Origin of the sequence: Pseudomonas sp. SCPG-7 (assembly GCF_002156405.1) — a bacterium.
GTDB classification, from domain to species: Bacteria; Pseudomonadota; Gammaproteobacteria; order Pseudomonadales; family Pseudomonadaceae; genus Aquipseudomonas; species Aquipseudomonas parakoreensis.
Genome location: NZ_MVOO01000004.1, coordinates 153,700 through 172,902, shown reverse-complemented (window position 1 = coordinate 172,902; position 19,203 = coordinate 153,700). Strand labels below are relative to the sequence as shown.

17 protein-coding genes are annotated in these 19,203 nt (G+C 61.7%); 10 read left to right on the top strand and 7 right to left on the bottom strand.

The features are described 5' to 3' along the window. Positions 1-104: 104 nt before the first annotated feature. Complete coding sequence (locus tag B1722_RS10160; protein WP_047297238.1) at positions 105-560, top strand: YaiI/YqxD family protein; 456 nt, start codon at positions 105-107, stop codon at positions 558-560. Between the two features lie 138 nt (positions 561-698). Here the strand turns inward: B1722_RS10160 and elbB are convergent, their stop codons facing one another. Next, positions 699-1,367: an isoprenoid biosynthesis glyoxalase ElbB gene (gene elbB / locus B1722_RS10155; RefSeq protein ID WP_086792376.1), complete on the bottom strand. Its 669-nt coding sequence runs from the start codon at positions 1,365-1,367 to the stop codon at positions 699-701. A 114-nt stretch (positions 1,368-1,481) separates the two neighbouring features. On the opposite strand from elbB, the gene B1722_RS10150 reads away from it, so the two are divergent. Continuing rightward, positions 1,482-2,717 (top strand): sterol desaturase family protein, encoded by a 1,236-nt coding sequence (locus B1722_RS10150; RefSeq protein WP_086792374.1) that lies wholly within the window; start codon positions 1,482-1,484, stop codon positions 2,715-2,717. Here the strand turns inward: B1722_RS10150 and B1722_RS10145 are convergent. Beyond that, complete coding sequence (locus B1722_RS10145; protein ID WP_041072031.1) at positions 2,698-3,348, bottom strand: DedA family protein; 651 nt, start codon at positions 3,346-3,348, stop codon at positions 2,698-2,700. The two genes, B1722_RS10150 and B1722_RS10145, sit on opposite strands and share 20 nt — an antisense overlap. Positions 3,349-3,555: 207 nt before the next feature. Between B1722_RS10145 and hemB the strand changes: the two genes are divergently transcribed. Beyond that, the gene (hemB, locus tag B1722_RS10140; RefSeq protein WP_041072033.1) at positions 3,556-4,569 is read left to right on the top strand and encodes a porphobilinogen synthase; all 1,014 of its coding nucleotides are present in this window, start codon (positions 3,556-3,558) and stop codon (positions 4,567-4,569) included. A gap of 18 nt (positions 4,570-4,587) precedes the next feature. Beyond that, the gene (gene ppk1, locus B1722_RS10135; RefSeq protein WP_041072035.1) at positions 4,588-6,813 is read left to right on the top strand and encodes a polyphosphate kinase 1; all 2,226 of its coding nucleotides are present in this window, start codon (positions 4,588-4,590) and stop codon (positions 6,811-6,813) included. A 172-nt stretch (positions 6,814-6,985) separates the two neighbouring features. Here the strand turns inward: ppk1 and ppx are convergent, their stop codons facing one another. From ppx to B1722_RS10110, 5 genes are all read right to left on the bottom strand, one after another. Further along, the gene (gene ppx, locus B1722_RS10130; protein WP_086792372.1) at positions 6,986-8,488 is read right to left on the bottom strand and encodes an exopolyphosphatase; all 1,503 of its coding nucleotides are present in this window, start codon (positions 8,486-8,488) and stop codon (positions 6,986-6,988) included. A 241-nt stretch (positions 8,489-8,729) separates the two neighbouring features. Continuing rightward, positions 8,730-9,467, bottom strand: coding sequence for an amino acid ABC transporter ATP-binding protein (locus B1722_RS10125; protein WP_007968440.1), 738 nt, complete (start codon positions 9,465-9,467; stop codon positions 8,730-8,732). Then, a complete protein-coding gene (locus tag B1722_RS10120) occupies positions 9,454-10,104 on the bottom strand; it encodes an amino acid ABC transporter permease (protein ID WP_041072041.1) in 651 nt (216 codons plus the stop codon). The genes B1722_RS10125 and B1722_RS10120 overlap by 14 nt, the downstream gene beginning before the upstream one ends. After that, complete coding sequence (locus B1722_RS10115; protein ID WP_041072042.1) at positions 10,101-10,769, bottom strand: amino acid ABC transporter permease; 669 nt, start codon at positions 10,767-10,769, stop codon at positions 10,101-10,103. Before B1722_RS10115 ends, B1722_RS10120 begins: the two co-directional genes overlap by 4 nt. A 22-nt stretch (positions 10,770-10,791) precedes the next feature. Next, entirely contained in the window at positions 10,792-11,577 is a 786-nt protein-coding gene (locus B1722_RS10110; protein WP_086792370.1) for a transporter substrate-binding domain-containing protein, read from the bottom strand. Between the two features lie 256 nt (positions 11,578-11,833). On the opposite strand from B1722_RS10110, the gene B1722_RS10105 reads away from it, so the two are divergent. The 6 genes from B1722_RS10105 to B1722_RS10080 all read left to right on the top strand — a co-directional run bounded on the left by B1722_RS10105 (position 11,834) and on the right by B1722_RS10080 (position 19,198). Next, complete coding sequence (locus tag B1722_RS10105; RefSeq protein WP_041072046.1) at positions 11,834-12,541, top strand: FadR/GntR family transcriptional regulator; 708 nt, start codon at positions 11,834-11,836, stop codon at positions 12,539-12,541. 120 nt (positions 12,542-12,661) lie between these two features. Further along, positions 12,662-12,991 carry a thioredoxin TrxA gene (gene trxA, locus B1722_RS10100; protein ID WP_003206727.1) on the top strand — a complete coding sequence of 110 codons (330 nt, stop codon included), beginning with the start codon at positions 12,662-12,664 and terminating at the stop codon, positions 12,989-12,991. Positions 12,992-13,239: 248 nt separating this feature from the next. Then, positions 13,240-14,499, top strand: a complete 1,260-nt coding sequence (gene rho, locus B1722_RS10095) for a transcription termination factor Rho (protein WP_003229334.1) — start codon at positions 13,240-13,242, stop codon at positions 14,497-14,499. Between the two features lie 194 nt (positions 14,500-14,693). Next, on the top strand, positions 14,694-16,694 hold the full coding sequence (locus B1722_RS10090; RefSeq protein ID WP_086792368.1) for an acyltransferase family protein: 2,001 nt from the start codon (positions 14,694-14,696) through the stop codon (positions 16,692-16,694). 69 nt (positions 16,695-16,763) lie between these two features. After that, positions 16,764-18,230 carry a 4-hydroxy-3-polyprenylbenzoate decarboxylase gene (gene ubiD / locus B1722_RS10085; RefSeq protein ID WP_007968427.1) on the top strand — a complete coding sequence of 489 codons (1,467 nt, stop codon included), beginning with the start codon at positions 16,764-16,766 and terminating at the stop codon, positions 18,228-18,230. After that, entirely contained in the window at positions 18,230-19,198 is a 969-nt protein-coding gene (locus tag B1722_RS10080; RefSeq protein ID WP_041072054.1) for a CDP-6-deoxy-delta-3,4-glucoseen reductase, read from the top strand. The genes ubiD and B1722_RS10080 overlap by 1 nt, the downstream gene beginning before the upstream one ends. The last annotated feature ends 5 nt before the right edge of the window (positions 19,199-19,203 follow it).

The following is a 19,203-nucleotide window of genomic DNA, read 5'->3' as shown; positions in this document are numbered from 1 at the left end:
ATTCGCTGCGCTCACATTCGCGGGCAAGCCACGCTCCCACAGGTTTAGCGTTAACCTTGTGGGAGCGCGGCTTGCCCGCGATGCTTTTAGAAGAGGAAAAAATCATGCGTGTATGGATCGATGCCGACGCCTGCCCGCGGGCCGCCAAGGAGCTGGTGGTGAAGTTCGCCCTCAAGCGCCGGTTCGAAGTGGTGCTGGTGGCGGGGCAACCGCAGATCAAGCCGGGGCTGGCGATCGTCAAGCTGATCGTGGTGCCCAGCGGCCCGGATGCGGCGGACGATTATCTGGTCGAGCACGCGGTGCCCGGAGAGCTGGTGATCTGCAGCGATATTCCGCTGGCCGATCGCCTGGTGAAGAAAGGTGTAGCGGCGCTTGACCCGCGCGGCAAGGAGTTCGACGCGCAGAACATGGGCGAGCGCCTGGCCGTGCGCAACCTGTTTACCGACCTGCGTGAGCAGGGTCAGATCAGCGGCGGCCCGGCACCGTTCGGCGAGCGTGAGAAACAGGCGTTTGCCAATGCACTGGACCGGATCCTCACGCGCCTTGCACGTCAGTCCTGATTCAACCGTATTCCTGTGGTGAGGGGATTTATCCCCGATGGCCTGCACAGCAGGCCCAATGCTTCAAGATGCAAAGGGCTGCTGCGCAGCCATCGGGGATAAATCCCCTCACCACGAAAATCCTTCAGAAAGGTCGCATCAAACATCGTTCTCGTGCGTCAGTTCGAGCACCCGGTCGACCAGCTTGTTGATCCCCGAAGCCGCCTCACTGATGTTCTGCGCCAGCATGTAGGCCGGGGTGGTCACCAGTTTGCGCGCCTTGTCTTCGATGATCTCGCTCACCGCGCAGTCTTCGTGGGTGGCGCCCATCTTGTTCATCGCGGTGGCGGTATCGGCGTCGTTGCCGATGGTGCAGGTTACGCCCGGGCCGTAGATTTTCGCCGCCAGTGCCGGCGAGATGCACATCAGGCCCACCGGTTTGCCCGCTTCGGCAAAGGCTTCAGCCAAGGCCAGCACCTCAGGCTGTACCGTGCAGCCGGCACCTTCGACGGCGAAGTTCGAGAGGTTCTTCGCGGCGCCAAAGCCGCCAGGCACGATCAGCGCGTCGAAGTCTTCGATGTCGGCCTCACGGATGTCCTTGATGTTGCCGCGGGCAATGCGCGCCGACTCCACCAGGACGTTGCGCGTTTCGGGCATTTCTTCACCGGTCAGGTGATTGATCACATGCAATTGCGCGATGTTCGGCGCGAAGCACTGCACCTGCGCGCCGCGTTGATCCAGGCGCAACAGGGTGATGACGCTCTCGTGGATCTCGGCGCCGTCGTACACGCCGCTGCCGGACAGGATCACTGCAACTTTTTTGCTCATGGGTTTCTCTCCAGATTCATGGCGCTAAATGTCCACTAAATTGTCGTACGTTGCCATAGGGGAAAAGGGCGGCTAGACCTAGGATCTGTCCATAGAATCCGACCGGGGCGCGCCATGGACTTCATTCTGTATGCAGTGCCATTTTTCTTCGTGCTGATTGCCGCCGAACTGCTTGCCGATCGCTGGCGCGGGACCCGACACTATCGCCTCGCCGACTCGGTCAACAGCCTCAGCGCCGGGGTGTTGTCGACCACCACCGGCCTGCTGACCAAAGGCCTGGGGCTGGTGACCTATGCGTTTGCCCTGGAACACCTGGCGCTGCTCAGGTTGCCGGCCGACAGTCTCTGGGTCTGGGTGCTGGCCTTTGTCTTCTATGACTTCTGCTATTACTGGCTGCATCGCCTGGGCCACGAGCGCAACATTCTTTGGGCCGCGCATTCGGTGCATCACCAGAGCGAGGAATACAACCTCTCCACGGCGTTGCGCCAGACCAGTACCGGATTTCTGCTGGGCTGGATCTTCTACCTGCCGATGGCCGTGTTTGGCGTGCCGCTGCTGGTGTTCGTCAGTGTCGCGGCGATGAATCTGCTGTATCAGTTCTGGGTTCACACCCGGCACATTCCCAAGCTCGGCTGGTTCGAGTGGTTCTTCGTCACGCCATCCAATCATCGGGCCCACCATGCACAGAACGCTCTCTACATGGATCGCAACTACGGCGGGGTGTTCATTCTTTGGGATCGGTTGTTCGGTACGTTTCAGGAAGAGGACGACAACGAGCCGGTGATTTTCGGTGTGACCACGCCGCTGGCGAGCTGGAATCCGCTGTGGGCCAATGTGCAGTTCTATGTGCAGTTGTGGGGCGACGCACGCCGTGCCGAGAGCAAGTGGGACAAGCTGCGGATCTGGTTCATGCGCACCGGCTGGCGTCCGGCGGACGTGGCGGCGAAGTACCCGCTGACCAAACCCGACTTGAGCCGCTTCCGCAAGTACGAGGTGCCGCTCGACAGCCGTCGCCAGTGGTATGTGGCGCTACAGTTCTGCGTCTATATCGCGCTGGGCAGTGACCTGATGGGGCAGGCGCAACATCTGTCGATCACAGCGCTGTTGCTGGGGTGGGGCGCAGTGGCGTGGGGTTTGTTCGCGCTGGGGGTGATGCTGGAGAATCGCCCGTGGGCACTGAAGGTCGAGCTGCTGCGGCTGGGGTCGAATGTGCCCCTGGTATGGCTGGCGCCGCTGCTCGGGCTATGGCCAGCCAGCCCGTTGGCCTGGGCTGGTCTGCTCGGTTACAGCCTGCTCAGTGGCATCGGGCTGTATGGCTGTCGCCAGCGTGTTACTCGGCTGGCGTCTTAGGCTCGGCGGGTTTGGTGTGTTCTGCCTGAAGCAGGCGCGCGGCTTTTGCGGCTTGTTCATCGGCGTAAACCTGCTTGGCCAGGCGCGCATTCTTGAAGCGGCGACGCAGCCACAGGCCGACACCCAGTACCAACAGGGCGCCGAGCACCCACAGTTCGTACTTCTTGATGCTGCCGAGCATGCCTTCGAGCACCGCGCCGAAGTGGTAGGCGGCGGCCGCCAGAGCGGTGGCCCAGATCGCTGCGCCGATGCCGTTGAGCAGCAGGTAGCGTCCCGGCGGATAACCCGACAGGCCGATCGCCACCGGCATCACCGTGCGCAGGCCGTAAACGAAGCGGAAGCTCAGGACCCAGATGTCCGGATGCTTGCGGATGTGTTCCAGCGCGCGGTCGCCCATCATCTGCCAGCGCGGTTTGCGCGCGAGCAATTTGCGCCCGTGCTTGCGCCCCAGGAAGTACCACAGCTGATCGCCGGCATAGCTGCCGAAGAACGCCACGACCACCACCAGGTTGATGTCCATGTATCCACGGAACGCGAGGAAGCCCGCGAGCACCAGGATGGTTTCGCCTTCGAAGAACGTGCCGAGAAACAGGGCAAAGTAGCCGAAGTCATGCAGAAATTGTTGGAGCATTGTCTGGGTGCTGGCGAAATGAACGCGCAGCCTAACCCTTCGGACACATTCAGGAAAGTGTCGAAATGTGTCTCGACGTGAACAATTCCTACGCTAACAATGGAATGCGGCTACATGTCACGGGGTACGCACAACTGTAATCTGTTGGTCATAATGGCCGCTTATAACTGTCACGCTCGCCCGTTTGCGCGGGCTCAGGAGTCTGCCGTGAGCTTTACCCCTGCCAACCGTTTGTTCCCCGCTACCCGTTTGCGCCGCAACCGTCGCGATGATTTTTCGCGTCGGCTGGTACGGGAAAACGTGCTGACGGTCGATGACCTGATCCTGCCGGTGTTCGTGCTTGACGGTGAGAACCGTCGCGAAGCCGTGGCCTCGATGCCCGGCGTCGAGCGCCTGACCATCGATCTGCTGCTTGAAGAAGCGGCGAAATGGGTCGAACTGGGCATTCCGGCGCTGGCGCTGTTCCCGGTTACGCCTGTCGAATTGAAATCCCTCGACGCCGCCGAAGCCTGGAACCCGCAGGGCATTGCCCAGCGCGCCACTCGTGCGTTGCGTGAGCGGTTTCCCGAGCTGGGAGTGATCACTGACGTCGCCCTCGATCCGTTCACCACCCATGGGCAGGACGGCATTCTCGACGAAGAAGGCTACGTGCAGAACGACATCACCGTCGACGCGCTGGTCAAGCAGGCGCTGTCCCACGCCGAAGCCGGCGCTCAGGTCGTGGCACCGTCGGACATGATGGACGGTCGGATTCAGGCGATCCGCGAAGCGCTGGAGATCGCCGGCCACGTCAATGTGCGGATCATGGCCTACTCGGCCAAGTACGCCAGCGCCTATTACGGGCCGTTCCGCGATGCCGTGGGTTCGGCAGCGAATCTGGGCAAGGCCAACAAAGCCTCGTATCAGATGGACCCGGCCAACAGCGATGAAGCGTTGCACGAAGTCGGCGCGGACTTGTCTGAAGGCGCGGACATGGTCATGGTCAAACCCGGCATGCCGTACCTGGACATTCTTTTCCGGGTAAAAGATGCCTTCAAAGTGCCGACCTTCGTCTATCAGGTTAGCGGCGAATACGCCATGCACATGGCGGCGATCCAGAATGGCTGGTTGAGCGAGGCGGTGATTCTCGAGTCACTGACCGCCTTTAAACGTGCCGGCGCTGATGGCATCCTGACTTACTTTGCTGTCCGCGCCGCTCAATTGTTACGAGAGCAGAAATAGCCCTCCCAGGAACATTCGATGAATACCGAAGGACTCACTGAAGTTGCAGTAAAAGAAGCTCAACCGGTGGTGGAGCAAATCACCGAAACCCCGCCGGAACTCGAACCTGCGCCGCCCGCGCCGGTCACCGAAGCCGTTGCGGCGGCGCCAGTGATTGCGATCCCGGGGCTGGATGACAGCAGCCTGTACATCCACCGCGAGCTTTCGCAACTGCAGTTCAACATCCGCGTGCTGGAACAGGCGCTGGATGAGTCCTATCCGTTGCTGGAGCGGCTGAAGTTCCTGCTGATTTTCTCCAGCAACCTCGACGAGTTCTTCGAAATCCGCGTCGCCGGGCTGAAGAAGCAGATCACCTTCGCCCGGGAACAGGCCGGTGCCGATGGTCTGCAACCGCATCAGGCGCTGGCTCGAATCAGCGAGCTGGTGCACGGTCATGTTGATCGCCAGTACGCAATCCTCAACGACATCCTGCTGCCGGAGCTGGAAAAGCATCAGGTGCGCTTCATCCGTCGCCGTCACTGGACGACCAAGATCAAAACCTGGGTGCGCCGCTACTTCCGCGACGAGATCGCGCCGATCATCACCCCGATCGGCCTCGACCCGACGCATCCATTCCCGTTGCTGGTAAACAAGAGCCTGAACTTCATCGTCGAACTGGAAGGCATCGACGCCTTCGGTCGCGATTCCGGTCTGGCGATCATTCCGGCACCGCGCCTGCTGCCTCGGATCATCAAGGTTCCGGAAGAAGTCGGCGGCCCGGGCGACAACTATGTGTTCCTGTCGTCGATGATCCACGCCCACGCCGATGACCTGTTCCAGGGCATGAAGGTGAAGGGCTGCTACCAGTTCCGCCTGACCCGAAACGCCGACCTGGCGCTCGACTCCGAAGATGTCGAAGACCTTGCGCGCGCCCTGCGTGGTGAGCTGTTCTCGCGGCGCTACGGTGATGCGGTGCGTCTGGAAGTCGCCGACACCTGCCCGAAACACCTCTCGGACTACCTGCTCAAGCAGTTCAACCTGAGCGAAACCGAGCTGTATCAGGTCAACGGCCCGGTCAACCTGACCCGCCTGTTCAGCATCACCGGTCTGGACAGCCACCCGGAGCTGCAATACACGCCGTTCACCCCGCAGATCCCGAAACTGCTGCAGAACAGCGAGAACATTTTCAGTGTCGTCAGCAAGCAGGACATCCTGTTGCTGCACCCGTTCGAGTCGTTTACCCCGGTGGTCGACCTGCTGCGCCAGGCGGCGAAAGACCCACATGTATTGGCTGTGCGCCAGACCCTGTACCGCTCCGGCGCCAACTCGGAAATCGTCGATGCGCTGGTGGACGCCGCGCGCAACGGCAAGGAAGTGACGGCGGTCATCGAACTGCGTGCGCGCTTCGACGAAGAGTCCAACCTGCAACTGGCCAGCCGTCTGCAAGCGGCCGGTGCGGTGGTGATTTACGGCGTAGTCGGCTTCAAGACCCACGCCAAGATGATGCTGATCCTGCGTCGTGAGGCCGGCGAGATCGTGCGTTACGCGCACCTCGGCACCGGTAACTACCACGCCGGCAACGCCCGTCTGTACACCGACTACAGCCTGCTGACCTCCGACGATGCCCTGTGCGAAGACGTCGGCAAACTGTTCAGCCAGTTGATCGGCATGGGCAAGACGCTGCGCATGAAGAAGCTGCTGCATGCGCCGTTCACCCTGAAAAAGGGCATGCTCGACATGATTGCCCGGGAAACCCAGTTCGCCGTTGAAGGCAAGCCGGCGCACATCATCGCCAAGTTCAACTCGCTGACCGATCCGAAGATCATCCGCGCGCTGTACAAGGCCAGCCAGTCCGGCGTGCGCATCGATCTGGTGGTGCGCGGGATGTGCTGCCTGCGTCCGGGCATTGCCGGGGTTTCGCACAACATCCATGTGCGCTCGATCATCGGTCGCTTCCTTGAACACACCCGAGTGTTCTACTTCCTCAACGGCGGCGAGGAGCAGATGTTCCTCTCCAGCGCCGACTGGATGGAGCGCAACCTCGACAAGCGCGTCGAGACTTGCTTCCCGGTGGAAGGCAAGAAGCTGCTGACCCGCGTCAAGAAAGAGCTGGAGCTGTACCTGACCGACAACACCCACAGCTGGAGCCTGCAGTCGGATGGCCGTTACATCCGCAACACGCCAACCGGCAACCAGAACCCGCGCAGCGCGCAGGCGACGTTGCTGGAACGCCTGGGCAGCCCGATTTTGCCGGTGAGCAGCTAAGCCGCAAGCGCAATAAAAAAGGCGATCCCTCGGGATCGCCTTTTTTGTACCTGTCATTCACCCACCTGTGGCGAGGGAGCTTGCTCCCGCTGGACTGCGCAGCAGGCCCATGCTTTTAAAGAAAGGGCCGCTTCGCGCCCCAGCGGGAGCAAGCTCCCTCGCCACAAGGTTATCAGTGGACTGTCAGCACGATGCCCACCCGGGTCAGCCACTCGGCTTCGAGACCAAAGTCAGCCTGAGTCAGCTGATTCTCCTCCAGCCAGTGCTCTGGGAATTCCACGTCGAGGGTGTTGCCCTTGGCGTGCAGCACCACTTGCGGCATCGTTTGGGTGCCACGGATGTGGTGGAACAGGATCGCGAAGCGCAGCAGCACGCACAGGCGGATCAGCTTGTCGCCGTCGTCTCCGAATTCGGCGAACTTGTCCTTGGGAATGTTGCGGCGGTGGCCGCGCACCAGCAGGGCGAGCATTTGCTGGTCTTCGCGGGAGAACCCGGCAAGGTCCGAGTGTTCGATCAGGTAGGCTCCGTGCTTGTGGTAGTGGTAGTGCGCGATGTCGAGGCCGACTTCGTGGACCTTCGCCGCCCAACCGAGCAGTTCGCGCCAGATGCCGTCATCCAGCTCCCAGTCTGCAGCGACCTGATCAAAGGCGTGCAGCGCTTTGCGTTCGACGCGTGCCGCTTGTTCCAGGTCGACGTGATAACGCTCCATCAACGAGGTCAGGGTGCGTTCGCGCACGTCTTCGTGGTGATGGCGGCCAAGCAGGTCGTAGAGCACGCCTTCGCGCAGTGCGCCTTCGCAGTGATCCATGCGTTGCAGTTCGAGGGCGTCGAAGATCGCCTCGAGAATTGCCAGACCCGCGGGGAAGATCGCCCGGCGGTCAGGTTTGATGCCTTCGAAATCGATCTTGTCGACGTCACCCAGTTTGAACAGGCGACGCTTGAGCCAGGCCAGGCCTTCGGCATTCACTTCGCCGGTGCCATGCCCGCCGGCCTTCAGCGCCAGGCCGATGGCGCGGATGGTGCCCGAGGAGCCGATGGCTTCATCCCAGGTCAGGCGGTGCAGGGCGTGTTCGATGCTCATGATCTCCAGCCGCGCCGCCGTGTACGCCTGAGCGTAACGAGCCGGGGTGATCTTGCCGTCCTTGAAGTAGCGCTGGGTGAAGCTGACGCAGCCCATTTGCAGGCTTTCGCGCAGCAGCGGTTCAAACCGCTGCCCGATGATGAATTCGGTACTGCCGCCGCCGATGTCGGCCACCAGACGCTTGCCCGGGGTGTCGGCGAGGGTGTGTGACACGCCCAGATAAATCAGCCGCGCTTCTTCACGGCCGGAGATGACTTCCACCGGGTGACCGAGGATTTCTTCGGCGCGGTGGATGAATTCCAGACGATTGCGCGCTTCGCGCAGGGCGTTGGTGCCGACGATTCGCACGGCGCCCAGCGGCATGCCGTTGATCAGTTGGGCAAAACGCTTGAGGCAATCGAGCCCGCGCTGCATCGATTCCTCATTGAGATGGCGCTCGTCGTCGATGCCGGCGGCAAGCTGCACTTTCTCTCCGAGGCGCTCCAGAATGCGGATTTCACCGTTCTGGGCCTTGGCCACGACCATGTGGAAGCTGTTGGAGCCCAGGTCGATTGCGGCGATCAGGGACAGATTCTTGGCTTTGGATTGCGGCATGGTCAGGGGGTCTCGGTCGATAACCCCGCCATCGTGCCACGATCAAACGCTGGCGCCAACGCGCATGGTTCAAACCCTTGATCCAACACAGCTTCTGTGGCGAGGGAGCTTACTCCCGCTGGGCTGCGAAGCGGCCCTCAAGCCATTCACCTCGAGATTCAGGTAAATCGCGGTCGGCGGCTTTCACGACTGCTGCGCAGCCGAGCGGGAGCAAGCTCCCTCGCCACAGGAGCGTGCCGGCTCAGTTGGCGGCTTCAACGGTGCCAATGAAATTCGCCAGCTCCGCCGTCTGCGGATGGGCAAACAACACCTTCGGATCCCCCACTTCATGCACCTTGCCATGGTGCATGAACACCAGTTTGTCGCCGACTTCCCGGGCGAAACGCATTTCGTGGGTGACCATGATCAGCGTCATGCCTTCTTTCGCCAGCTGGCGCACCACGGCCAGCACTTCATTGACCAGTTCCGGGTCCAGCGCCGAGGTGATCTCGTCGCACAGCAGCACTTTCGGCGACATTGCCAGCGCCCGGGCAATTGCCACGCGCTGTTGCTGCCCGCCAGACAACCGATCCGGGAAGGCGTCGAACTTCTCCCCCAGGCCGACGCGTTCGAGCATCTTGCGCGCCAGTTCGGCCGCCTTGGCCTTCGGTACTTTCTGCACCACTTGCGGCGCGAGCATCACGTTCTCGCCGACGGTCAGGTGCGGGAACAGGTTGAACTGCTGGAACACCATGCCGACTTTCTGCCGCAGGCTGCGCAGGTCGGCGCGGGCGGCGTCGAGGTACTCGCCGTCGACTTCGATTACCCCGTCATTGATCGACTCCAGGCCGTTGAGCGTGCGCAGCAGGGTCGATTTGCCCGAGCCGCTGCGGCCGATGATCGCCACCACCTGGCCTTCCTCGACGCTCAGGTCGATGCCTTTGAGCACGTGGTGATCGCCGTAGTATTTATGCAGGGCGGAAATTCTAAGCAGAGGCATGCAGTCTCCTTTCCAGGTAGCGCGCACTGAGCGACAAGGGGTAGCAGAGCAGGAAGTAGCCGAGGGCGACGAGGCCGTAGACCATGAACGGTTCGAACGTGGCGTTGGCGAGCATGCCGCCGGTCTTGGTCAGCTCGGTGAAACCGATGATCGAGGTCACCGCCGTGCCTTTGACCACTTGCACCGAGAAGCCCACGGTCGGCGCCACCGCGATGCGCAACGCCTGCGGCAGGATCACGTAGCGCAGTTGCTCCAGCGGATTCAGCGCCAGGCTCGATGACGCTTCCCACTGACCGTGAGGGATCGCTTCGACGCAACCGCGCCAGATCTCCGCCAGATAGGCGCTGGTAAACAGCGTCAGGGCAATCGCCGCGGCCATCCACGGCGAAATTTCGATCCCGGCCAGCGCCACGCCGAAGAACACCAGGAACAGCTGCATCAGCAGCGGAGTGCCCTGGAACAGTTCGATCCAGGTGCGGGCAATGTTGCTCGGCAACGGGTTTTTCGAGATGCGCATGACCAGAATCAGCAACCCGACGATCCCGCCACCGATGAACGCCACCAGCGACAGCGCCAGCGTCCACTGCAGGCCGGTGAGCAGGTTGCGCAGGATGTCCCAGAAGGTGAAGTCGCTCATCGGCTGCTCCTCGCGATATAGCGGCGGCCGACCCAGTTCAGCAACTGGCGGATCAGCAGCGCCATGCACAGGTAAATCAGCGTGGTCAGCGCGTAGGTTTCAAAGGCGCGGAAGTTGCGCGACTGAATGAAGTTGGCAGCGAAGCTCAGCTCCTCGGTGGCGATCTGCGAACACACCGCCGAGCCGAGCATGACGATGATGATCTGGCTGCTCAGTGCCGGCCAGACCTTGCCCAGTGCCGGCAGCAGGACCACGTGGCGGAACGCTTCGAAACGGCTCATCGCCAGTGCGGCGGCGGCTTCCAGTTGCCCGCGCGGAATCGCCTGAATGCCCGCGCGGATGATCTCGGTCGAGTACGCGCCGAGGTTGATCACCATCGCCAGCACCGCTGCCTGCCACTCGGAAATCTGCACCCCAAGCGACGGCAGGCCGAAAAAGATGAAGAATAACTGCACCAGAAATGGCGTGTTGCGGATCAACTCGACGTAGACGCCGAAGAGTGCCGAGAACGGGCGAATGTTCCACGCCCGCACCAGCGCGCCGACGATGCCCACGCCGACGCCGAGCACTGCGCCAATGGCCGTCAGTTCCAGGGTGAACAGAGCGCCGCGCAGCAGCAGGTCGGTGTTTTGCACCACCGGCATGAAATCGAACTGATAAGCCATCAATTGTCTCCCGCGCGATCGATCAGAGATCGGCCGGCAGTGGCTCCTTGAGCCAGGTCTGCGAGTTTTTCTCCAGCGCGCCGTCGGCCTTGGCGGTGGCGAGAATCTCGTTGACCTTGCCCAGCAGCGCCGGCTCGTTCTTGTTCACGCCGACGTAGACCGGCGAATCCTTGAGCTTCACCTTCAGCGCCGGCACGCGTTTCGGGTTCTTCTCGCTGATCGCCACCATCACCACGTTGCCGCTGGCGATCAGGTCGACTTGCCCTGCGAGGTAGGCGGCGATGGTCGAGTTGTTGTCCTCGAAGCGCTTGATGGTCACGCCTTCGGGGGCGACCTTGGTCAGCTCGATGTCTTCGATCGCGCCACGGGTGACGCTGATGGTTTTGCCTTTAAGGTCGTCGAGCGTAGTGACGGCGGCATCAGGCGGGCCAAACACCGCGAGGTAGAACGGCGCGTAGGCGTGGGAGAAGTCGATGACTTTCTCGCGCTCCGGGTTCTTGCCGAGGCTGGAGATCACCAGATCGACCTTGCCGGTGGTGAGGAACGGAATGCGGTTGGTGCTGTTGACCGGGGTCAGTTCGAGTTTGACCTTGAGTTGCTCGGCCAGCAGTTTTGCCGTGTCGATGTCCAGGCCACGAGGTTTCATGTCCGGGCCGACCGAGCCGAACGGCGGGAAGTCCTGAGGCACGGCGACTTTCAGTGTGCCGCGTTTGACCACGTCTTCCAGGCCATCGGCGTGGGCGGGGGCCTGGCTCAGCATCAGGCTGGCAAATAGGGCGGTGAGGAGGGCGCTGTAACGCAGGCTCATGGCAAATCTCCGGATCGGCGGGAAGTGTTTTCTGCGATCGGACAGAGCATGCGCCGTGCCAACACCCGGTTTTATCCCCGGCAGGCCACGGGTTTGCCGGTTTTTTTCGGTCTTACTGGTCTGAACAGTCAGGTTGCTTTTCGCACCTCGATAGCGCATCGCGCCAAGGCGTCGAACCCCGCTGGGGCACGACTTGCCGGATCCGGCGAATAGCTTTACAACTAGCCGCACCTTGGCCTGGCTCGTCTGAACAACCATGAACTCGATCTCCCGCGCCGTACCCGAAGTGGCGCTGCAAGCCATACGCAAACTGATCACCGAACAGGGGTTCGGTGCGGGCGATGCGTTGCCGTCGCAGCGGGATCTGGCGGTGCAACTGGGGGTCAGCCGGGCGTCATTGCGTGAGGCGTTGTCATCGCTCAGTGCGCTGGGCGTGGTCAGCATCCAGCCGGGCAAAGGCGTGTTCGTGCAGGCACCGGTGGACATTGCGCCGGGTGACCATGCGCCGGGCTGGCCGTTCGCGGCGCAGGCTTCGCCGCTGGACATCTTTCAGTTGCGCTATGCGCTGGAGGGTTTTGCCGCCGGGCTGGCGGCGGTGACCTTGAGCACGATCGATCTGGATGCGCTGGAGGACAACGTTGCGGCGATGCGCGAGCAATTGAAGGCGGGGGACTTCGAGGCTGCGGCGAAACTCGACTTCGAATTCCACCGGCGCATTCTGTTGGCCAGCGGCAATCAGGCGATGCTGAGCATCCTCACCGCCAGCGCCGAGATCTTTCTGGAGAGCCAGAAGCTACCGTTCATCCGCGCCGAACGGGCGATGGAAACCTGGCAGGAACACCGCAAGATCCTCCGCGCACTGGCCCGCCGGGCATCCGCAGCAGCCCAGAAAGCCATGCAGGAGCACGTGCGCAACGCGGCGCTGCGCACCGGGATCGCCTTCATCGCCCCCGCCGCCGCGTGACTTGGGCTATACCCAGACTCATGGGGCGCCATAGCAAGACTCAATCAACTGCGGCTTCCTGAACAAGGGAAGGGCGGATATGATGGGCCACGTTTTTTTGCTTACAACCTGGAGAATTCCATGAGCAGCGATCTGATCAAACACGTTAGCGACGCCAGCTTCGAAGCCGACGTACTCAAGGCCGAAGGCGCTGTACTGGTCGACTACTGGGCTGAATGGTGCGGCCCTTGCAAAATGATCGCTCCGGTTCTGGACGAGATTGCCGAGACCTACAAAGGCAAGCTGACCGTTGCCAAACTGAACATCGACGAAAACCAGGAAACCCCGGCCAAGCACGGCGTGCGTGGTATCCCGACGCTGATGCTGTTCAAGAACGGCAACGTTGAAGCGACCAAAGTTGGCGCCCTGTCGAAGTCGCAACTGGCTGCTTTCCTCGACGCCAACATCTAAGCGTCGCTGTAAATCGCCGAAAAAAAGCCTCGCAATTTGCGGGGCTTTTTGCGTATTCAGGGCTAGACGCTCCGAAACTCAGGTGGTACATTCGGCCCCGCACTGGTTTCTCCACTGCCCCCTGCTAGCCGTCGCCGACGCACTCCTTTTCGAACAAGTTCGCGATCCTGTCGCCTTCTCCGCGGCGCGGCCTCATTAAGCCAAAAGCTTAATTTCCCCCCCTCCATAAATGATTACGTCATTCCTATATGAATCTGACTGAACTCAAGCAAAAGCCGATTACCGAACTGCTCGAATTGGCCGAACAGATGGGCATAGAAAATATGGCCCGTTCGCGCAAGCAGGACGTGATTTTCTCCCTGCTGAAAAAGCACGCGAAAAGCGGCGAGGAAATCTCCGGTGATGGCGTGCTGGAGATTCTCCAGGACGGCTTCGGCTTCCTGCGCTCCGCTGACGCTTCCTACCTCGCCGGCCCGGACGATATCTACGTCTCGCCGAGCCAGATCCGTCGTTTCAACTTGCGCACCGGTGACACCATCGTTGGCAAGATCCGCCCTCCAAAGGAAGGCGAGCGTTACTTCGCTCTGCTCAAGGTCGACACGATCAACTTCGATCGTCCGGAGAACGCGAAGAACAAGATTCTCTTCGAGAACCTGACCCCGCTGTTCCCGACCGTGCGCATGAAGATGGAAGCCGGTAACGGTTCCACCGAAGACTTGACCGGTCGTGTGATCGACCTGTGCGCCCCGATCGGCAAAGGCCAGCGTGGTCTGATCGTTGCACCGCCGAAGGCCGGTAAAACGATCATGCTGCAGAACATTGCCGCGAACATCGCGCGTAACAATCCTGAAGTTCACCTGATCGTGCTGTTGATCGACGAACGTCCGGAAGAAGTGACCGAAATGCAGCGCACCGTGCGCGGCGAAGTGGTTGCCTCGACCTTCGACGAACCGCCGACCCGTCACGTGCAGGTTGCCGAAATGGTGATCGAGAAGGCCAAGCGCCTGGTCGAACACAAGAAGGACGTGGTGATCCTGCTCGACTCCATCACCCGTCTGGCCCGTGCCTACAACACCGTGATCCCGAGCTCCGGCAAGGTGCTGACCGGTGGTGTCGATGCTCACGCCCTGGAGAAACCGAAACGTTTCTTCGGTGCTGCGCGCAACATCGAAGAAGGCGGCTCGCTGACCATTATCGCCACCGCGCTGGTTGAAACCGGTTCGAAGATGGACGAAGTGATCTACGAAGAGTTCAAGGGTACCGGCAACATGGAGCTGCCTCTGGATCGCAAGATCGCCGAGAAGCGTGTGTTCCCGGCTATCAACATCAACCGCTCCGGCACCCGCCGCGAAGAGTTGCTGACCGCCGATGACGAACTGCAGCGCATGTGGATCCTGCGCAAGCTGCTGCACCCGATGGACGAAGTGGCGGCCATCGAGTTCCTGGTCGACAAGCTGAAAACGACCAAGACCAACGACGAGTTCTTCCTGTCGATGAAACGCAAGTAACATCGCCTGTTGAAGCGGAAAAAGGCGCCCTCGCGGGGGCGCCTTTTTTTTGCATGAAATTTGTCCCGGCAATGAGCGATTCCTGATCTGTTAAGGTCTGTGATCGGGCAATACAACCAGCAGCGCTCGCGAGCCTCTTTTATTCAAATTCGCGCTGTACAAAAAACAACCACCTGATTGGCATTAAAGATTTTATGAGCACACTCGCTTATCGATGGGATATCGACGGCCTGCGCGCAGTCGCAGTGATCGCCGTGGTGCTGTTCCACTTTGGCGTTCCGGGGTTTACCGGCGGTTTTGTCGGCGTGGACGTGTTCTTCGTGATCTCCGGATACCTCATCACCTCGATCATCTGGAACCAGCGTCAGGCCGGGCGTTTCAGTTTCGTCGAGTTCTGGGCGCGGCGTGCGCGGCGGATTCTGCCGGCGCTGTTCGCGATGATCATTGCGGTGCTGGCGGTGGGCTGGTTCCTGCTGGCGCCCAAGGACTACGAAGAGCTGGGGCGTTCGGTGCGCTATCAGGTGACGTTTGTCTCGAACATCCTGTTCATGCGCCAGGACGGCTACTTCGACGTCGCCTCTGACCTGAAACCGCTGCTCCATACCTGGTCACTGGCGGTGGAAGAGCAGTTCTACATCTTCTTCCCGCTGCTGCTGACGTTGCTCTCGAGCCGGTTGAAACACTGGCGGCTGGCGCTGTTCGGCGTGCTGCTGGTGTCGTTCGGGCTGAGTGTGTGGGCGATCCAGCATCATCCGGAAAAGGCTTTCTTCCTGTTGCCGATGCGTGCCTGGGAGTTGCTCGCCGGGGCGATGCTGGCGATTGCGCCGAAACACGCCTGGCGTTTGAAACCGCTGGCCGCCCAGGCCTTGAGCCTGCTGGGCATGGGGTTGATCCTGCTGGCAGTGTTCGTCTACGACAAGTCGACGCCGTTCCCGGGAGCGACCGCGCTGCTGCCGGTGCTGGGCGTGGTGCTGCTGATTCTGGCCAACGGTCATCGCGAAACGCTGGTTGGTCAATTGTTGAGCAGTCGGGTGATGGTCGGCCTCGGCCTGATTTCCTATTCCTGGTACTTGTGGCACTGGCCGGTGTTCGTGTTTTCCAGCTACGCCAGCGTCGATGAGCCGGGCGCGCTCGACACGGCCGGGTTGATCCTGCTGACCCTGGTGCTGGGTTATCTGTCGTGGAAATTCGTCGAAACGCCGTTCCGCGAACGGCGTTTGCTCGCCGGTCGTCGGCAGATTCTGCTCGCCGGTTTCTGCGGCATCCTGGTGCTCGGTCTGGCCGGGCAATCGCTGCGCTGGACCGATGGCCTGCCATGGCGCCTGTCCGAGCAGGCGCTGCAATACGCCAAGGGGCGCGAGTGGCGGCCGGAGCTGATGGCGTGTCTGGCGGATGACAAGACCCCGGACGACAAGCTGTTCTGCCATTACGGCATGACGGACCTGCCGAGCCGCGCCATGGTCTGGGGCGACAGTCACGCCACGGCGCTGATCCCGGTGTTCGATGACGGTGCCAAAGCTCACGGTGTCAGCGTGATTCTGGCCAGTTCTCCGGGTTGCATTCCGGTCGATGGGCTGGAGCATGACGGGGTTTGTGCACGCTTCAACAAGCGGGTCGAGCAGGGGCTGAAAACCCAGGCGATCAGCGATGTAGTGCTGGTCGCGCGTTGGAGTCTGTATTTGTACGGTGACGCCAAGGGCGATCTGGGCCATGTGCTGCGAACGCCCGATGGCCGCTATGATCGTGCCGATGCCGAGCGGCGCTTTGCCGAGGGGCTGCATGCGCGGGTCACACAATTGCGGGCGGCCGGGCATCGCGTATGGCTGGTGAAAGAGGCGCCGTTGCAGGCGTTCAGCCCGCCGTATCGGCTGACGCGGCTGGCGATGCTCGATCGTCCGGTGGATGACGTCGGACTGGCCGTCGAGGCGCACCACAAGCGTCAGGTGTTCATCAGTCAGTTGTTCGCGCAGTTGGCGCAGGAGGATCCGGCGGTGCGCGTGGTCGATCCGGCGCCGCGACTGTGTGATGAAAACGGCCTGTGCCACGCCGAACTCGGCGGCTACTCGCTGTACACCGATGACAATCACCTGTCCGAAGTCGGTGCGCGGTTTGTGGCGCCGATCCTTGAGCCGCTGTTTATCGGCCTGCAAGCCCGGGAAAACCTTGGCAAAGCGCAGACGAATGCAGCCAAGTAAGCAGCGACAGGCTGCCACAGGGCTGCATAGCAGGTAGGATGTACGCCTATTTTGAGGGTGCCATCGTCAATGAAATTCAAGGATCTTCGGGATTTCGTGCAGCAGCTTGAGCAGCGCGGAGAGTTGAAACGCATCCAGATTCCCGTCTCGCCGGTGCTGGAAATGACTGAAGTGTGCGACCGCACACTGCGGGCCAAGGGCCCGGCCCTGCTGTTCGAGAAACCCACCGGCTACGACATTCCGGTGCTCGGCAACCTGTTCGGCACCCCTGAGCGGGTGGCGATGGGCATGGGGGCCGAGTCGGTCAGCGAACTGCGCGAAATCGGCAAGCTGCTGGCCTTCCTCAAGGAGCCGGAGCCGCCGAAGGGCTTGAAGGACGCGTGGTCGAAGCTGCCGATCTTCCGCAAGATCATTTCGATGGCACCGAAAGTCGTCAAGGACGCGGTGTGCCAGGAAGTGGTTATCGAAGGTGACGACGTCGACCTGGCGATGCTGCCGGTGCAGACCTGCTGGCCCGGCGACGTCGGTCCGCTGATCACCTGGGGCCTGACCGTCACCAAGGGCCCGAACAAGGAGCGCCAGAACCTCGGTATTTACCGTCAGCAAGTGATCGGCCGCAACAAGGTGATCATGCGCTGGCTCAGCCACCGTGGCGGTGCGCTGGACTTCCGTGAGTGGTGCGAGAAGCATCCGGGCCAGCCGTTCCCGGTCTCCGTGGCGCTGGGCGCCGACCCTGCGACCATTCTCGGCGCCGTGACGCCGGTGCCGGACAGTCTCTCCGAATACGCTTTCGCCGGCCTGTTGCGCGGCAATCGCACCGAGCTGGTCAAGTGCCGTGGCAACGACCTGCAAGTGCCGGCCACTGCCGAAATCATCCTCGAAGGCGTGATCCATCCGGGCGAAATGGCCGATGAAGGCCCGTACGGCGACCACACCGGTTACTACAACGAAGTCGACAGCTTCCCGGTGTTCACCGTCGAGCGCATCACCCACCGGATCAAACCGATCTACCACAGCACCTACACCGGCCGTCCACCGGATGAACCGGCAATTCTCGGCGTGGCGCTGAATGAAGTGTTCGTGCCGATCCTGCAAAAGCAATTCCCGGAGATCACCGACTTCTACCTGCCGCCGGAAGGCTGCTCGTACCGCATGGCCGTGGTGACGATGAAGAAGTCGTATCCGGGGCATGCCAAGCGCGTGATGCTCGGTGTCTGGTCGTTTTTGCGACAGTTCATGTACACCAAGTTCGTTATCGTCACTGACGACGATATCAATGCCCGCGACTGGAACGACGTGATCTGGGCCATCACCACGCGCATGGACCCCAAGCGCGACACGGTGATGATCGACAACACGCCGATCGACTACCTCGACTTCGCCTCGCCGGTCTCGGGCCTGGGCTCGAAAATGGGCCTGGATGCCACCCACAAGTGGCCGGGCGAAACCACTCGCGAGTGGGGCCGCGTAATCGTCAAGGACGACGCCGTCACCCAGCGGATCGATGCCATCTGGAATCAGTTAGGAATAGATTGATGCGTGTAACCCTGCAGCCCTCCGGAGCGGTGCTTGAGATACGGCCCGGTGAGCGGATTCTCGATGGTGCGCGGCGCCTGGGCTACGACTGCCCGCAAAGCTGCCGCAACGGCAATTGCCACGTGTGTGCGGCGCTGCTGGTGGAAGGCCGGGTCGAACAGGCCGGCAAGGTGCAGGACCACGGCGAGTTCTACACTTGCATAGCCGAGCCGCTGGAAGACTGCGTCCTGCTGTGGGATGGCGTGCTCGCGCTGGGAGAACTGCCGGTGCGCAGCCTGTCGTGTCAGGTCATCGAATGCCGGGACGTCGGCGGCGACACCTGGCGCGTGCGCCTGCGTGCGCCGGCCGGCAAGCCACCGCGTTATCACGCCGGGCAGTACCTGATGATCGAGCGCGAGAACGGTGAAAAGTCAGCGTTCTCCATGGCCTCGGCACCGCACGGCGGACGGGATCTGGAAATCCACGTGCTGGCCCGTGAGGCCAGTGCGCTGAGCCTGATCGAGCAACTGCAGCGCAACCCGCTGGTGCGCGTCGAACTGCCGTTCGGCGACACCCACCTCGCCGAATTGCCTGACGGGCCGCTGGTGCTGATCGCCGCCGGCACCGGCATGGGCCAGATTCACAGCCTGATCGAACACTGCCGCGCCAACGGCTTCAAGCACCCGGTGCATCTGTACTGGGGTGTGCGCCGCCCGGAAGATTTCTACGACATCGAGCATTGGGACGAATGGCTGAAGCTGCCCAATCTGTTCCTGCACAAAGTGGTCAGCGACCAGTGCGGTTGGGAAGGGCGCTGCGGGATGTTGCACCAGGCCGTGTGCGAGGACTTCGCCGATCTGAAGGCCCTGCACGTCTACGCCAGCGGCTCGCCGGCGATGGTCTACGGCACGCTGGATGCGCTGGTGGAAGCGGGCATGGATGCGCACCAGATGCGCGCGGACGTATTTGCCTACGCGCCGCGATCTTGAGCCCC

Bases quoted from the DNA above. Each gene is read 5' to 3' on its own strand.
- B1722_RS10160 (WP_047297238.1), top strand. From the start codon at position 105: ATGCGTGTATGGATCGATGCCGACGCCTGCCCGCGGGCCGCCAAGGAG.
- elbB (WP_086792376.1), bottom strand. From the start codon at position 1,367: ATGAGCAAAAAAGTTGCAGTGATCCTGTCCGGCAGCGGCGTGTACGAC.
- B1722_RS10150 (WP_086792374.1), top strand. From the start codon at position 1,482: ATGGACTTCATTCTGTATGCAGTGCCATTTTTCTTCGTGCTGATTGCC.
- B1722_RS10145 (WP_041072031.1), bottom strand. From the start codon at position 3,348: ATGCTCCAACAATTTCTGCATGACTTCGGCTACTTTGCCCTGTTTCTC.
- ppk1 (WP_041072035.1), top strand. From the start codon at position 4,588: ATGAATACCGAAGGACTCACTGAAGTTGCAGTAAAAGAAGCTCAACCG.
- ppx (WP_086792372.1), bottom strand. From the start codon at position 8,488: ATGCCGCAATCCAAAGCCAAGAATCTGTCCCTGATCGCCGCAATCGAC.
- B1722_RS10125 (WP_007968440.1), bottom strand. From the start codon at position 9,467: ATGCCTCTGCTTAGAATTTCCGCCCTGCATAAATACTACGGCGATCAC.
- B1722_RS10120 (WP_041072041.1), bottom strand. From the start codon at position 10,104: ATGAGCGACTTCACCTTCTGGGACATCCTGCGCAACCTGCTCACCGGC.
- B1722_RS10115 (WP_041072042.1), bottom strand. From the start codon at position 10,769: ATGGCTTATCAGTTCGATTTCATGCCGGTGGTGCAAAACACCGACCTG.
- B1722_RS10110 (WP_086792370.1), bottom strand. From the start codon at position 11,577: ATGAGCCTGCGTTACAGCGCCCTCCTCACCGCCCTATTTGCCAGCCTG.
- B1722_RS10105 (WP_041072046.1), top strand. From the start codon at position 11,834: ATGAACTCGATCTCCCGCGCCGTACCCGAAGTGGCGCTGCAAGCCATA.
- trxA (WP_003206727.1), top strand. From the start codon at position 12,662: ATGAGCAGCGATCTGATCAAACACGTTAGCGACGCCAGCTTCGAAGCC.
- rho (WP_003229334.1), top strand. From the start codon at position 13,240: ATGAATCTGACTGAACTCAAGCAAAAGCCGATTACCGAACTGCTCGAA.
- B1722_RS10090 (WP_086792368.1), top strand. From the start codon at position 14,694: ATGAGCACACTCGCTTATCGATGGGATATCGACGGCCTGCGCGCAGTC.
- ubiD (WP_007968427.1), top strand. From the start codon at position 16,764: ATGAAATTCAAGGATCTTCGGGATTTCGTGCAGCAGCTTGAGCAGCGC.
- B1722_RS10080 (WP_041072054.1), top strand. From the start codon at position 18,230: ATGCGTGTAACCCTGCAGCCCTCCGGAGCGGTGCTTGAGATACGGCCC.